Raw genomic sequence first — 13770 nt, forward strand, 5'->3', positions numbered from 1 at the left:
GTGGTCCGTGACTTGTCATGGGTCGGTCAGGGGGTCCAGGGCAGGCGCAGGGCCTCGATCTCGGTGTCGTTCAGCAGCGCGTCGACGAGATCCGGGTGCCCGGCGACCTTCGTCGCCCACAGGTCGTAGTCGGTGCACAGGACCCAAGAGCGGTCCTCGGCCCAGAGATTGGACGGGCTGAAGTCGACCTCGGGATGGTCGTACAAGACCTCGGCGTCACCGAGGCGGCCGGAGCGTATGAGGAGGTTGTCGAAGTCGGCGACCCCGAGCAACAGCGGGCTGTAGTAGGCCATACAAGGCGTGTCCGGTCCGGCAGGACTGCACTCGGCGAGGATGCCGATAAGCCGGTTCCAGGTCTCACGGTCCAGGCTGCCCTCGGTAGGCAGCGCGATGTCCGGCAGCCGACTGCCCTCCTTCGGGGAGAAGGGGAGGCACCGATAGCAGGGCAGCAGGCCCTCGGGCACCACGGGGTTCCCGGTCCGCCGGGCCAGTTCCGCCCAGCGCAGCCGCCGCCAACCAGGACCGGGATTCTCGGCACGCCCCAAGCCACCACCCGGGGCCGTACCGCCAATGTCGAGAGCGATCCCGGGCGCGTGTTCGCGCTCGTACATGGCGTTGAGCACCCAGGCGGAATCGGGCATCGCAGGCGGCATGAACCCGGTCACCCCGTCGCCGCACAGCTCCAGCAACCACGCCGTCGCACCGGGCGGCGTCACCGACCACAGGTCAGACAGCCGACGCAATTCCTCTCGCATCCACCCATGATCCCGACCCACCCCCCAGCCCGCCGCCGGTCACCAGGCCAGCCGAGGCTTCCTCAGCCGTTGGCTTTGGCGACGCCGATGGGGCACGTGACTCCGGTGCCGCCTAGGCCGCAGTAGCCGTTGAGGTTCTTGCCGAGGTACTGCCGGTGCCAGTGTCTGCGACTGCATCGCCTGGGAAGTGTCTTCAAAGACCCGGCGGGAATTTGAAGACACGACCTTGGTTCGGGCGCCGTTGGGCCGGGTCTTGGAGGGAGTGCTTGGTCATGCGGACGGTGTCGGTCTCACGCGTACGTTGCCGCTGTGGTCGCAACTCGCCATCATGCTGCCGTCGCGGTTGAACGCGACGGTGTAGAGGGTATTGCCCCAAATTCGTGGAGTGCCGTCCGCGTAGACGGTCGGGTTGTTGTGCGCGTTGTAGGGGTCGCCGAAAGGTTGGCGTGTGTGGGCGTCCCAGAGGCGGACGGTGCCGTCGTCACCCGCAGTGGCGAGCAGTCGGCCATCGGGGTGGAACGCCAGTGAGAAGACCGACCCTTTGTGCCCGATCAGAGGGTCGCCGATCGGGCTGCGGGTCTGTGTGTCCCACATTCGTACGGTGCCGTCTTGGCCGCCGGTGGCGAAGAGGTGGCCGCCAGGGTGGAACGCCACACTGAACACCCAGTCTTGGCGCGTGGCCAGGGGTGCGCCGACTGGACGGCGGGCCTCGGTGTCCCACAGACGTACAGTGCAGTCCTCCCCGCCGCTGGCGAGGAGTCGGCCATCGGGGTGGAACGCCATCGTCCACACCGGCTTGTCGTGCCCGGTGAGGGCCTCGCCGACCGGACAGCGCCTCACGGGGTCCCACAGCCGCACTGTGGCCTCCGACCCGGCTGAGGCAAGGAGGCTTCCATCGGGGCGGAATGCCATTGTCTTCACTTCACCGGTGTATCCCTCGAGGGGTACACCGGTTTCTTGCTGGGTGTCGCTGTCCCACAGGCGTATGACAACGCCCGCAGTGGCGAGCAGTCGGCCGTCGGGCTGAAACGCCATGGCCCTCATGCCACCGTGATCGATGAGAAGTTCGCCAACCGTCTCCCGCGTGTGGATGTCCCACAGCTGAGTCCAGTAGTAGCCAGTAGTGACGGCAAGACGACGACCGTCGGGGTGGAAAGTTACCGTCTCCATGGGCTCGTCTGCGGTGGTCAGGACGTACCCGTCCAGCGGCCCCGAACCCGTCTCCTCAGCCATCTGCATTGGCTACGCCTATGGGGCAGGAGACGCCGGTGCCGCCCAGGCCGCAGTAGCCGTTGGGGTTCTTGTCGAGGTACTGCTGGTGGTATGTCTCGGCGAAGTAGAAGGTGTCCGCCGGGAGGATCTCGGTGGTGATGTCGTCGTGCAGGGCCTTGGTCAGGACCTGCTGGTAGGCGTCGCGCGAGGACTTTGCGGCGGCTTCCTGGTCGGGGGAGTGGGTGTAGATCGCGGAGCGGTACTGGGTTCCTTCGTCGTTGCCCTGGCGGTAGCCCTGGGTGGGGTCGTGGGCTTCCCAGAAGACCTTGAGGAGGGCTTCGTACGAGACCTGGGCGGGGTCGAAGACGACGCGGACGGCCTCGGTGTGGCCGGTGCGGCCGCTGCAGACCTCTTCGTACGTCGGGTTCGGTGTGGTGCCGCCCTGGTAGCCGACGGCGGTCGTCCACACGCCGGGGGTCTGCCAGAACTTGCGCTCCGCACCCCAGAAACAGCCCAGGCCGAAGTCCGCGACCTCAAGGCCCTCGGGGTACGGACCCTCCAGCGGGTTGCCGAGCACCGTGTGCCGGTCCGGAATCGAGAAGGGGCGTCCCGCCCGGCCCTTCAGGACTTCGTCGGGGTCGGGCATGCGCGGGGTGAAGTCCCTGCGGTCGAAGAGCACGGCGTCCTCCGTCGTCGGGTACCGGCGGTTGAGGGGTGTGTCGCGGGCGACGACACAGTACGGCCAACAATCCGAGGGGTGCCGGGATTCCGCCGCGCGATGATGCCGGACAGGTTGCGCGGGAAGAGCGAGTGATCGGTACGTCCGGCGCGCGACGGCGCGGGGGAGGTGGGCGGGACCCATTAGCGTTGCGTCATGAGCGCTGCGAATTCCGGCCATCCCGGCACCACCGGTACCCCCCACACCCCGCACGGCTTCGAGACGCTGGCCATCCACGCCGGCCAGGAGCCCGACCCGCTCACCGGCGCGGTCGTTCCGCCGATCTACCAGGTGTCGACGTACAAGCAGGACGGCGTCGGCGGCCTGCGCGGCGGCTACGAGTACAGCCGCTCGGCCAACCCCACGCGGACCGCGCTGGAGGAGTGCGTCGCCGCGCTGGAGGCCGGCGCGCGGGGCCTCGCCTTCGCGTCGGGGCTCGCCGCCGAGGACTGCCTGCTGCGTACCGTGTGCAAGCCCGGCGACCACGTGGTGATCCCGAACGACGCGTACGGCGGCACGTTCCGCCTGTTCGCCAAGGTCCTCGACCGCTGGGGCCTGGACTGGACCCCGGCGCACTCCGGCGACGCGGACGCGGTGCGCGAGGCGATCCGCCCCGGCGTCACCAAGGTCATCTGGTGCGAGACGCCCAGCAACCCGCTCCTCGGCGTCGCGGACATCGCGCAACTCGCGGACATCGCGCTGGAGTCGGGGGCGCTGCTGGTGGTCGACAACACGTTCGCGTCGCCGTATCTGCAGCAGCCGCTGACGCTCGGTGCGGACGTCGTCGTGCACTCGACCACGAAGTACATGGGCGGCCACTCGGACGTTGTCGGCGGGGCACTCGTCGCGGCCGACGCGGAGCTCGGCGAGCGGCTGGCGTACCACCAGAACGCGATGGGTGCGGTGGCCGGGCCGTTCGACGCGTGGCTGACGCTGCGCGGGATCCGGACCCTGGGCGTACGCATGGACCGGCACTGCGCCAACGCCGAGCGCGTCGTCGAACTGCTGAGCGGGCACTCGGCCGTCGCCGAGGTGCTGTACCCGGGCCTGCCCGGCCACCCGGGCCACGACGTCGCGGTCAAGCAGATGAAGGCCTTCGGCGGCATGGTGTCGTTCCGGGTGACCGGCGGCGAGCAGCGCGCCGTCGACGTCTGCAACCGCGCCCAGCTGTTCACGCTCGGCGAGTCGCTGGGTGGCGTCGAGTCGCTGATCGAGCACCCGGGGCGCATGACACACGCGTCGGCGGCCGGTTCGGCGCTGGAGGTCCCGGCGGATCTGGTACGCCTGTCCGTCGGCATCGAGTCCGCCGACGACCTGCTGGCCGACCTGGAGCAGGCACTGCGCTGACGCCGACATCAGGCACCCGACACCTCACACCTGACACCTCACACCTGACACCTGACACCTGACATTCGGCACCGGCAAGCGGGGCCGGGGCTTGCCTCGAGGGCGAGTCCCGGCCCCGGCTCGTCGGCCCGTCCGGGTCGGCCCGGTTCGACGGGTCAGGTGGCGATGCGCCCCGCCGCCATGCAGTCGTTGCACGACGCGAACGACGAGCCGTCCGGCTCCAGAACCTCCACCGACACCGCCCCGGTACGACTGAACCCCCACAGGAACATGACCCCGGGCAGCCCCGGCACCCGGTCGGTCGCCATGTCGCCGGAACCGGCGGCGTCGGTGAGGCGCCCCCGCAGCGACGCGGGCGGCGCGGTCGGACCGATCGCCACCGCGACGACCAGCGAGTATCCGGCGGGCGCGTACTCGCCGGGGTTCAGGACCGCCACGTCCAGCCCGCCTGGGCGCGGCAGGAACCGGCACGAGTTCACGACCCCGGTCGACTGGTCCGCCGCCAGGTCGCCGATGCACCAACCCTGGGCGTGCACCCATGCGTTCGCGCCCAGTCCGACGGCCGTACGCGGGATGGGGCGACTCGGGTTGCTGGGCTCCGGACCGGGCGGCGACGGTACGGGCGCAGGCCCCGCCTGCCGTTCCGTCGGCGCCGGGACGGTGACCGCCGCCACCGCGGCGAGCCCCGCGCCGACCGCGACGGCGGCGATCAGCCGGGTGAGCCGCAGCCGGGCGGCGGTACGCCGCGCGCGTCGCGAACCACCCGCAGGCAGCGGGCGCATCGGGTAGTCGGGCGGCGTCCCTACGGGCTGGTCGGGCGGGAGCGCGGCAGGCGTCGGTTCGATGGTGATGCTCATGCCACCGCCTCCACCATCGCCCCTAGGCCAACCCCTGTTCTCGCTCCTGCATCGGACCGTGCGGCCGCGGTGGCGGGGCGCGTGCCCCTACCGGCTCGGTCGCAGCGCTCGCTCATCGGCCCTCCTCGGACCGGACAGCCGGGAGACACACGGCTGTTGGCGCCGTTTCCGGCGCCGCATCGAGTTTGTCGGCCACTTCTTACGCGATGCCCGGCGCGGAGTCCGGGAAACGCTCCTTGGCCCCGGTGGGCCCGGCGTGTCCGCGTGCCGCGGCCGCACCGCGCCGGCGTCGCCAACTCCCGTGCTACACATGTGGTTTCGTGCCGCCACTCGGGTGCATGCGACCCACCTCCCCCGAAGAGGCAGATGTGGTGGATGCGGCTGACGAGCCGAACGTGTCGACCGAGCCAACCGAGCCGACCGAGCCGAACGTGTCGAACTCGGCAGCCGCACCGGCCGCGACCGACGAGGCCGCGGAGTCCGGAGCGCCCGGCGCGAGCGTCTGCCCGTGGGTGACGCCGACGCCCGCGGTCCACGTGATCGTTTCCCTCGACCGCCGTCGGTTCGCGCCGCCGGGCTGCGCGGCGGTGCCCACACCCGCGGCCGCGGCCAGGCGAGCCGCGGCCCGTCCGTACGCCGAGCGCACCGTCGCCTCGCGCACCGCCAGCGCTTCGGCGGTGTCGAACTCGTCGAGCCGCGCGTACGCCCGCAGCACCGTGACCGCACGCTCCAACCGCGTCAGCCCGTCCAGCCCCCGCAGCACCTCGTCGCGAGCCCGTTCCGCCTCGGCGTCCGTGCACGAGCCCGGTTCGCCGGCCCCGACCGCGGCGCCGACTCCGGCCCCCGGTGCGACTCCCGCCCAGACCTCCGCGGAACCGGCCGCCCACCCTCGGCCCGGCCCCCGCGTCGGCTGCGGCCGCCACGGCAACGGCCGCCACGGGTCCAGGTATCCGGCCACCAGTGCCCGGTGCGCGATGCGCGTCGGATCCGACTCCGCCGAGTGCCGCCACTTGAGATAGGTGCGGGCCAGCGCCCTGTTGACCCGCCGCTCCGCACGTACCGGATCGCCGGTCAGGAGTTCGGCGGTATGCAGCAGCCGGTCCCCCACGGCGCGGACGAACGCGTCGAACTCACGTTGATCGCGGCGATGCACGACACCTCCCGGCGGTGCGGCTTGTGATGTGCACTTGTTCCACCAGGGGAGCCAATAGATTCCCTTGACCGGAATATCACGCGTAGGCGCATATCTGGACCGGTTTCACGAGGATTCCTCCTCGCGAAGATCATTCGATCGATCCCGGAACGTCCGTTTCACGCTGCCCGGTTGCGCGGGCCGCACGCCCGCCTCCGCGGGCGACATGCGCGGGATGCGGTGAGCGGCATCCGGTACGCCGTGCCGGTCGGGGCCCTATCCTTCGTGCCACCACATCCCCACGACGAGTGAGCCGCAATGACACCCGACCTGGCGCCCGACGACGCGCTGTACGACCGGATGCAGCACGAGGTCGCGCTGTTCGCGCGGCGTGCCGAGCAGACCCGCCTGGGCGCGGCCGGCGAATTGCGCTACACCATGGACCGCGCGGCGTACCTGCTGCTCGGCCGCCTCGAAGTCGACGGCCCCATGGGCGTGAAGGCACTCGCACAAGCCATGTCGATCGACTCGTCGACCGTGACGCGGCAGGTGACGCCGCTGGTCGAGCAGGGGTACGTCGACCGCGTGCCCAACCCCGACGACGGCCGCGCGGTCCTGCTGCGGCTGTCCGAGATGGGCCTGGACCGGCTGCACCAGGTCCGCCGGGCGCGGATCCAGCTGATGGCCGAGATGTGCGACGACTGGGCGGCGGAGGACCGCGAGCGGTTCACCGAGCTGCTGGCCCGGTTCAACCAGGCGATGGTGCGGCGCCAGGCGGCGCGTGCGGGGGCCGAGGGGCAGCCCGCGGCCGAAGGGCGACCCGCGTCCGAGGACTGAGCGCGTCCCGAGAACCGCGCGCGGGCGACTGACGGCTCGTCAGCCCCGGGGCGCGCGAAGGCCCGTGCCGACTCACGCTGTCCGACTCACGCTCTCCGACTCAGGCTGTCCGACTCACGCTGTCCGACTCGGGCTTTCGGCTTCAGCTTGGTCCGATTCAGGGTTGTCCCCGAGGCGCCCCGCGGGCCGTCCGGGCCACCATGAACCCACCGATCGCCGCGGCGTTCCGGTGGCGGCAAGTACGGGACCCCGCCCGTACGCCGAACGCCACCGCCGCGCGGTGAGGCCCCGGGGGGAGGTCTCACCGCGCGGGGCTCCGCACCAATACGTTCGGCCCGCATCGACCCGGGCCGCACGTGGGGGGTCCAGGGGGACACCCGGTGCAAGGCGGAGCCGAAGAACCCGCGGCGATCGGCCCACCCGGCCCGCCGACAGTCGCTCTGCCGCGCTTCGCGGTTCGACGGCCCAGCGGCGGAGGAGGATGTCCCGGTGGCTGCAACCGGATCACCGCTGACCGTCGTCCTCGTCGACGACCACGAGGGTTTCCGCAGGCTGGCGACCCGGCTGCTGACCTCGTGGGGGTACCGGGTCGTGGGGGAGGCGGCCGACGGCCCCGGGGGCGTCGAGGCGGCCCGGCGGCTGCGTCCCGACCTGGTGCTGCTCGATGTGCAGCTTCCGGGGTACGACGGCTTCACGGCGGCCGACCGGATCCGGGCGGACGACGCGGGGGTGGGGATCGTGCTGATATCCGGGCGGGCGCGCGACGACTACGGCGACCGCATCGCGGGGGCGCACGCCGACGGCTACATCTCGAAGGAAGAGCTGTCGCCGCAGAGCCTGGCCGCGACCCTGCGCGCTTCGGCCGCACGGAGCCCGACCGCGCCGACTCCGGCCGCGCCGAGTTCGACCGCGCAGAGCCAGACCGCGCAGCGCCCGGGTGACCCGCCCGTCGCGGACGACCGGTGAACCGCAGCACGCGCGTCACCCGGACCATCATCGCGGGCCAGGCCGCCGCCACCCTCCTCGCGATCGTCGCCGTCCGCTACGGCGGCTACCACCTCACATGGTCCGAGACCATCAGCCGCACGGTGCTGCCCCTGCTCGCCGGATGGGCGTTCACCTGGTGCGCCGTCGTCGCCGCGGAACGCCGCCGCCCGGGCGAGACGATCTGGCCGATGCTGCTCGCCGCCGTGATGTGCACGCTGATCCTGTTCGGCGGGGTGCACCACAAAGTCGCCTTCCTCGTCGGCTTCTTCGCCGACTGGCTGGTCATGGGCGTGATCGCGCACGTCATGACCGACTTCGCGCGGGGCAAGGTGTACCCGCGGCTGCGGCGTGCGCTGCTGGTGGCCGCGTACGTCACCACCGGCCCGTGCGTGGTCGTGTGGTTCTGGCTCGGCGGCGGCTGGGACGTCCGGCCGCGCGACCTGCTCGCCGAGACCGACGTCGCCAACATCTCGCCGCGCCGCGCCGACATCGTGTTCTCGATGCTGCCGACCATCGTGTACCTCGTCGCGCTCAGCCTCTTCTGCGTCCGCTGGTGGACCGCGAGCCGGCTGCTGCGCCGCGGCTGGACCCCGGTGCTGCTCGGCAACATCGGCATGACCGGCGTGTACGTCTACACGGGACTGATGGTCATGGTCCCCGCGCTGCGGTCGACGTACGGCACCGGCATCGCCGCCGCCCGCGTCTCGCTCGCCGTGTGGCCGCTGTTCCTGCTGGCCGGCATGATCCGGGCCCGCGCGGGGCGTTCGGTGGCCGCCGACCTGGCCGCCGAACTCGGCCATTCGCCCCCGCCGCCCGGCCGCCTGCAAGGTGCCCTGGCCCGCTCGCTGCGCGACCCGAGCCTGCGGCTGATCTACTACCGCCCCGGGTACGACGACTACGTCGACCCCGACGGCCGGCCGCGCCCGCTCCCGGAGCCCGGGCCGGGCCGCGCGGTCATCGCGCTTCCCGGCGTCGGCGCCATCGCATACGACCCCGCACTCGACGAATCCCCGGACCTCATCTGGGCGGTGGCCGCCACCGCGCGGCTGCTGATGGAGAACGAGCGCCTGCACGCCGAGGTCCGGGCGCAGCTGGCCGAGGTCCGCGCGTCGCGCACGCGCATCGTCGAGGCGGGCCTCGCCGCACGGCGCCGGATCGAACGCGACCTGCACGACGGAGCGCAGCAGCGGCTGGTGACGCTGGCGCTGATGCTGCGGGTCGCACGTACCCAGGTGCCGGGCGGCGACGAGGCACTCGCGGCAAGCCTCGACGAGTGTGCCGGGGAGCTCAAGCTCGCCATCGCCGAACTGCGCGAGCTGGCCCGCGGCATCCACCCGGCGGTGCTGACCGAGGCCGGGCTCGGTGCCGCGCTCGTGTCGCTCGCCGAGCGGTCGCCGGTGCCGGCCGAGGTGGTCGCCGTGCCCGAGGACCGGTTCCCGCCGGGCCTGGAGGAAGCGGTGTACTTCGTGGTCAGCGAGTCGCTGGCCAACGCCGCGAAGCACGCCGGCGCCGCCCGCGTGACGATCGCGGTCCATCAAGGGGAAGGGACGATGACGGTGGAGATAGCCGACGACGGGGCGGGCGGCGCGGATCCGTGCGGTGGCTCGGGCCTGCGCGGACTCGCGGACCGCGTCGAGGCGTTGGACGGCGTGCTGACCGTGCACAGCCCCGAGGGCCACGGCACCCGGGTCGTCGCGGAGCTGCCGTGCGCGTCGTGATCGCCGACGACGCCCTGCTGTTCCGCGAGGGCGTCGCGCGCCTGCTGGCCGAGGCCGGCTTCACCGTGGTCGGACAGGCCGGCGACCCGGACGGGCTGGTCGCGCTGGTCCGCACCGAGCACCCCGACGTCGCGATCGTCGACATCCGCATGCCGCCGACGCACACGACCGAGGGGCTGGACGCCGCCGTCACCCTCGACTCGGTACGCCCCGGCATCGGCGTGCTGGTCCTGTCCCAGTACGTCGAAGGCCACCACGCGGTACGCCTCCTCGGCGGCGACGCGCCCGGCCGCGGCTACCTGCTCAAGGAGAGCGTCACCGACCTCGACCGGTTCGCCGCCGCGATCCGCACGGTCGCGGACGGCGGCGTCGTCGTCGACCCGGAGGTGGTCGCCGGCATGCTCGGCCGCCGACGTACCGGCGGGGCCCTGGCGGGGCTGTCGGACCGTGAGGCCGAGGTGTTGTCGCTGATGGCGCAGGGACGTTCCAACCAGGCCATCTGCGCCGAGCTGTTCCTCAGCCCGAAAACGGTCGAGACCCACGTGCGCAACATCTTCGGCAAGCTCGAACTCCCGCAGGGCGCGGACGGGAACCGGCGGGTACTCGCGGTCCTGACCTTCCTCCGCGAGGGGAAGATCGGCCGGTGACACACTGAGGGCATGAGTTCGCCCTCACCCCAGTCGGTCTCACTGGACGACATCCGCGTCGCGCACAAACTGCTCGACGGCGTCGCCCGCACCACGCCCCTCGCGGGCTGCCGTGCGCTGACCGAGCGCATCGGCGGTCCCGTCTACCTCAAGTGCGAGAACCTCCAGCGCACCGGCTCGTTCAAGATCCGCGGCGCGTACGTGCGCATCGCGGGCCTCACCGAGGACGAGCGGGCGCGCGGCGTCGTCGCGGCCAGTGCCGGCAACCACGCCCAGGGCGTCGCGCTCGCCGCGCAGCTGCTCGGCGTACGGTCCACCGTCTTCATGCCGGCCGGGGCGCCGCTGCCCAAGATCGCCGCGACCCGCGGCTACGGCGCCGAAGTGCTCCTGGAAGGCACCACCGTCGAGCACTGCCTGGTCGCCGCCAAGGAGTACGCCGACGCGACCGGCGCGGTGTTCATCCACCCCTTCGACCACGAGGACATCGTCGCGGGCCAGGGCACGGTCGGCCTGGAGATCCTGGAGCAGTGCCCGGAGGTGCGCACGATCCTCGTCGGCACCGGCGGCGGCGGTCTGCTCGCGGGCGTCGCGGTCGCGGTCAAGGCGCTGCGCCCGGACATCAAGGTGATCGGCGTGCAGGCGGCCTCCGCGGCCGCGTACCCGCCGTCGCTGGCGGCGGGCCGCCCGGTCGCGCTGCCGTCGGTGACGACGATGGCCGACGGCATCGCGGTGGGCTGCCCCGGCGAGGTGCCGTTCTCGCTGATCAGCGAACTGGTCGACGGGGTGCGCACGGTCGGCGAGGAATCGCTGTCGCAGGCGCTGCTGCTGTGCATGGAGCGGGCCAAGCTGGTCGTCGAACCGGCCGGCGCGGCGTCGGTCGCGGCGCTGCTGGAGGCGGGCGGCTCGCAGTCGTACGTCACCATCGAGCCACCCGTGGTCGCGATCCTGTCCGGCGGCAACGTCGACCCGCTGCTGATGCTGCGCGTGCTGCGGCACGGCCTCGCGGCCGCCGGGCGCTACCTGTCGCTGCGGGTACGCATCCCCGACCGCCCCGGCGCGCTGGCCACGCTGCTCGCCGAACTGGCCGCGACGGACGCGAACGTGGGGAACGTGACGCACGTGCGTACCGACGCCTCGCTGCAACTGGGCGAGGTGGAGGTCGAACTCCAGTTGGAGACCAAGGGCGTCGAGCACTGCCGCGAGGTGATCGCGGCGATGACCGAGGCGGGGTACCCGGTCACGGAGGCGTGAGCGGTCGGACGGGCGGCACACACGCGCAGCACGTACACGCGGACCGTCTCGCGACACGCGCGGACCTTCCGCGGCCGGATCTTGCCCTCACGCTGTGTCAGTGCGCTGTGCTTGGCTGGTGACGACCTGTGGCCGGGGGAAAACCGGTCGCGCCGGTTCGGGTCGCGCGGCAGGGTGGAAAGCGACACGCACAAGATCGGATACCCGTCCGGTCGCGACGGCCGCCGACCCGGCCACGCGCCGCCATCACGACTGACGCGGAACACCGCCCGAGGAGTGATCCAACAACATGCAGGATGCGATCGTCGCCGAAGATCTGGTCAAGACTTTCGGCGAAGTACGGGCGCTCGACGGCGTCGACCTCAATGTGCCGACGGGGACCGTCCTCGGCCTGCTCGGGCCGAACGGGGCCGGGAAGACCACGACCGTGCGGGTCCTCACCACCTTGCTCACCCCCGATTCCGGACACGCCACGGTGGCCGGGTTCGACGTCGTCAAGCAGCCGAACCAGGTCCGCCGCTCGATCGGGCTGTCCGGCCAGTTCGCCGCCGTGGACGAGTACCTGACGGGGCGTGAGAACCTCCAGATGGTCGGCGAGCTCTACCAGATGAGCGCGAAGGACTCGAAAGCCCGCGCCGTCGACCTGCTCGAATGGTTCAACCTCGCGGACGCGGCCGACCGGCCGGCCAAGACGTACTCGGGCGGTATGCGCCGCCGGCTGGACCTGGCCGCCGCCCTGGTGGTCCGGCCTCCGGTGATGTTCATGGACGAGCCGACCACCGGCCTCGACCCGCGCAACCGCCTCGCCCTGTGGGAGGTCATCCAGGACCTCGTCGCGGACGGCACCACGCTGCTGCTGACCACGCAGTATCTGGAGGAGGCCGACCACCTCGCGCACGACATCATGGTCGTCGACCACGGCAAGGTGATCGCGCGCGGCACCGCCGACCAGCTCAAGGCCCAGACGGGTGGCGAGCGCGTCGAGGTGGTCGTCCACGACCGCGAACTGATCGGCACCGCGACCGAGGTCCTGCGCGGCTTCAGCCGCGACGACGTGGCCATCGACCAGCACACCCGGCGCCTGACCATCCCCGTGCAGGGCGGCGCCAAGCTGCTCGCCGAGGTCATCCGCGAACTCGACCAGCGCGGCGTCGAGATCGACGACATCGGGCTGCGCCGCCCGACCCTCGACGACGTGTTCATCTCGCTCACCGGCCATCACGCCGAGGACGCCGACGACAACGGCGACGGCGGTGACGACGAAGGCGGGGACGCCGGACGCCGTACCGCCGACAAGGCCGCACAAACCCGGAAGGACGCCGCCCGATGACGACCGACACCGTGGCGAAGGGCTCGATCTCGCCCACCTCTCTCGCGCCGAAGCCGCGCGGGGGGCTGGTGCAGTCGTTCCACGACTCGATCGTCATCGCCAAGCGCAACCTGATCCGCATGACCCGGATCCCGGAGATCGTCGTCTTCGGCATGATCCAGCCGGTCATGTTCGTGCTGCTGTTCGCGTACGTCTTCGGCGGCTCGATCAACGTCGACGGGTCGACCGACCCGAAGATGTTCCGCGAGTTCCTGATGGCCGGCATCTTCGCCCAGACGGTCACCTTCGCCACCGCCGGTTCGAGCGCGGGCATCGCGGAGGACATGACCAAGGGGCTCATCGACCGCTTCCGCTCGCTGCCCATGGCGCGCGGCGCGGTGCTCACCGGGCGGACCATCGCCGACCTCGTGCAGACGGCGCTCACCATGGTCGTGCTGATCGTGGTGGCGCTCCTGGTGGGCTGGCGGGTCCACGAGGGCATTCCGAAGGCGCTGGGCGCGATCGCGCTCATGCTCCTGCTCGGCTACTCGTTCACCTGGATCGGCGCGCTGATCGGGCTGTCGGTGCGTACGCCGGAGGCGGCGACCTCGGCCGGCCTGATCTGGCTGTTCCCGCTGACGTTCGTGTCCAACGCGTTCGTGCCGACGGCCGGCATGCCCACCTGGCTCCAGCACATCGCGGACTGGAACCCGTTCAGCGCGACCGTGCAGGCGGGCCGCGTGCTCTTCGGGAACCCGGGCGTGTCCGAGTCGAACGCCTGGCCGATGCAGCACCCGGTGTGGGCGTCGCTGCTGTGGTCGCTGCTGATCATCGCGGTGTTCCGCACCCTCGCGGTCCGCAAGTACCGCTCCGCGACCGCCTGATCGGCAACGCCGCCCGACCGGCGGCAGCGGGAAACCGAGAACCGACGACGCGGAAGGGCCCCGGCCACGGCCGGGGCGCCCCCCCCCACCCCCGGGGGCACGGGATAGGGATATGC

The 13770-nt window shown here is 71.7% G+C and carries 13 protein-coding genes and 1 pseudogene; 8 read left to right on the forward strand and 6 right to left on the reverse strand.

Features of this window, described 5'->3' with window-relative positions:
* Window positions 1–26: 26 nt before the first annotated feature.
* The 4 genes and pseudogenes from AB0C36_RS19175 to msrA all read right to left on the reverse strand — a co-directional run bounded on the left by AB0C36_RS19175 (window position 27) and on the right by msrA (window position 2613).
* The gene (locus AB0C36_RS19175) at window positions 27–755 is read right to left on the reverse strand and encodes a hypothetical protein (protein WP_358355520.1); all 729 of its coding nucleotides are present in this window, start codon (window positions 753–755) and stop codon (window positions 27–29) included.
* 62 nt (window positions 756–817) lie between these two features.
* A pseudogene (locus AB0C36_RS19180) lies at window positions 818–916 on the reverse strand (peptide-methionine (S)-S-oxide reductase MsrA); the annotation flags it as partial.
* A gap of 109 nt (window positions 917–1025) precedes the next feature.
* Window positions 1026–1988: a WD40 repeat domain-containing protein gene (locus AB0C36_RS19185; protein ID WP_358355521.1), complete on the reverse strand. Its 963-nt coding sequence runs from the start codon at window positions 1986–1988 to the stop codon at window positions 1026–1028.
* A complete protein-coding gene (gene msrA / locus AB0C36_RS19190) occupies window positions 1981–2613 on the reverse strand; it encodes a peptide-methionine (S)-S-oxide reductase MsrA (RefSeq protein WP_358355548.1) in 633 nt (210 codons plus the stop codon). Before msrA ends, AB0C36_RS19185 begins: the two co-directional genes overlap by 8 nt.
* A gap of 228 nt (window positions 2614–2841) precedes the next feature.
* Here msrA and AB0C36_RS19195 point away from each other — a divergent pair, with 228 nt between their 5' ends.
* Window positions 2842–4032, forward strand: coding sequence for a cystathionine gamma-synthase (locus tag AB0C36_RS19195; RefSeq protein ID WP_358355523.1), 1191 nt, complete (start codon window positions 2842–2844; stop codon window positions 4030–4032).
* 155 nt (window positions 4033–4187) lie between these two features.
* On the opposite strand, the gene AB0C36_RS19200 is transcribed toward AB0C36_RS19195, so the two are convergent.
* Together AB0C36_RS19200 and AB0C36_RS19205 are read right to left on the reverse strand one after the other, a co-directional pair.
* Window positions 4188–4889, reverse strand: a complete 702-nt coding sequence (locus tag AB0C36_RS19200) for a hypothetical protein (RefSeq protein ID WP_358355525.1) — start codon at window positions 4887–4889, stop codon at window positions 4188–4190.
* Between the two features lie 304 nt (window positions 4890–5193).
* The gene (locus AB0C36_RS19205) at window positions 5194–6042 is read right to left on the reverse strand and encodes a SigE family RNA polymerase sigma factor (protein WP_358355527.1); all 849 of its coding nucleotides are present in this window, start codon (window positions 6040–6042) and stop codon (window positions 5194–5196) included.
* Between the two features lie 297 nt (window positions 6043–6339).
* On the opposite strand from AB0C36_RS19205, the gene AB0C36_RS19210 reads away from it, so the two are divergent.
* The 7 genes from AB0C36_RS19210 (at window position 6340) to AB0C36_RS19240 (ending at window position 13654) form a co-directional block, all read left to right on the forward strand.
* Complete coding sequence (locus tag AB0C36_RS19210) at window positions 6340–6858, forward strand: MarR family winged helix-turn-helix transcriptional regulator (protein WP_358355529.1); 519 nt, start codon at window positions 6340–6342, stop codon at window positions 6856–6858.
* 489 nt (window positions 6859–7347) lie between these two features.
* Window positions 7348–7824: a response regulator gene (locus AB0C36_RS19215; RefSeq protein WP_358355531.1), complete on the forward strand. Its 477-nt coding sequence runs from the start codon at window positions 7348–7350 to the stop codon at window positions 7822–7824.
* Window positions 7821–9563 carry a sensor histidine kinase gene (locus tag AB0C36_RS19220; protein WP_358355533.1) on the forward strand — a complete coding sequence of 581 codons (1743 nt, stop codon included), beginning with the start codon at window positions 7821–7823 and terminating at the stop codon, window positions 9561–9563. Before AB0C36_RS19215 ends, AB0C36_RS19220 begins: the two co-directional genes overlap by 4 nt.
* Window positions 9551–10210: a response regulator transcription factor gene (locus AB0C36_RS19225; RefSeq protein ID WP_358355535.1), complete on the forward strand. Its 660-nt coding sequence runs from the start codon at window positions 9551–9553 to the stop codon at window positions 10208–10210. Before AB0C36_RS19220 ends, AB0C36_RS19225 begins: the two co-directional genes overlap by 13 nt.
* 12 nt (window positions 10211–10222) lie before the next feature.
* Window positions 10223–11461: a threonine ammonia-lyase gene (ilvA, locus tag AB0C36_RS19230; protein ID WP_358355536.1), complete on the forward strand. Its 1239-nt coding sequence runs from the start codon at window positions 10223–10225 to the stop codon at window positions 11459–11461.
* Window positions 11462–11750: 289 nt separating this feature from the next.
* Window positions 11751–12791, forward strand: coding sequence for an ATP-binding cassette domain-containing protein (locus tag AB0C36_RS19235; RefSeq protein WP_358355538.1), 1041 nt, complete (start codon window positions 11751–11753; stop codon window positions 12789–12791).
* A complete protein-coding gene (locus AB0C36_RS19240; protein WP_358355540.1) occupies window positions 12788–13654 on the forward strand; it encodes an ABC transporter permease in 867 nt (288 codons plus the stop codon). Before AB0C36_RS19235 ends, AB0C36_RS19240 begins: the two co-directional genes overlap by 4 nt.
* The last annotated feature ends 116 nt before the right edge of the window (window positions 13655–13770 follow it).

This window comes from Streptodolium elevatio, assembly GCF_040649515.1.
GTDB classification, from domain to species: domain Bacteria; phylum Actinomycetota; class Actinomycetes; order Streptomycetales; family Streptomycetaceae; genus Yinghuangia; species Yinghuangia elevatio.

Coding starts and splice junctions, on each gene's coding strand:
- AB0C36_RS19175 (WP_358355520.1), bottom strand. CDS start 755: ATGCGAGAGGAATTGCGTCGGCTGTCTGACCTGTGGTCGGTGACGCCG.
- AB0C36_RS19185 (WP_358355521.1), bottom strand. CDS start 1,988: ATGGCTGAGGAGACGGGTTCGGGGCCGCTGGACGGGTACGTCCTGACC.
- msrA (WP_358355548.1), bottom strand. CDS start 2,613: ATGCCCGACCCCGACGAAGTCCTGAAGGGCCGGGCGGGACGCCCCTTC.
- AB0C36_RS19195 (WP_358355523.1), top strand. CDS start 2,842: ATGAGCGCTGCGAATTCCGGCCATCCCGGCACCACCGGTACCCCCCAC.
- AB0C36_RS19200 (WP_358355525.1), bottom strand. CDS start 4,889: ATGAGCATCACCATCGAACCGACGCCTGCCGCGCTCCCGCCCGACCAG.
- AB0C36_RS19210 (WP_358355529.1), top strand. CDS start 6,340: ATGACACCCGACCTGGCGCCCGACGACGCGCTGTACGACCGGATGCAG.
- ilvA (WP_358355536.1), top strand. CDS start 10,223: ATGAGTTCGCCCTCACCCCAGTCGGTCTCACTGGACGACATCCGCGTC.
- AB0C36_RS19235 (WP_358355538.1), top strand. CDS start 11,751: ATGCAGGATGCGATCGTCGCCGAAGATCTGGTCAAGACTTTCGGCGAA.
- AB0C36_RS19240 (WP_358355540.1), top strand. CDS start 12,788: ATGACGACCGACACCGTGGCGAAGGGCTCGATCTCGCCCACCTCTCTC.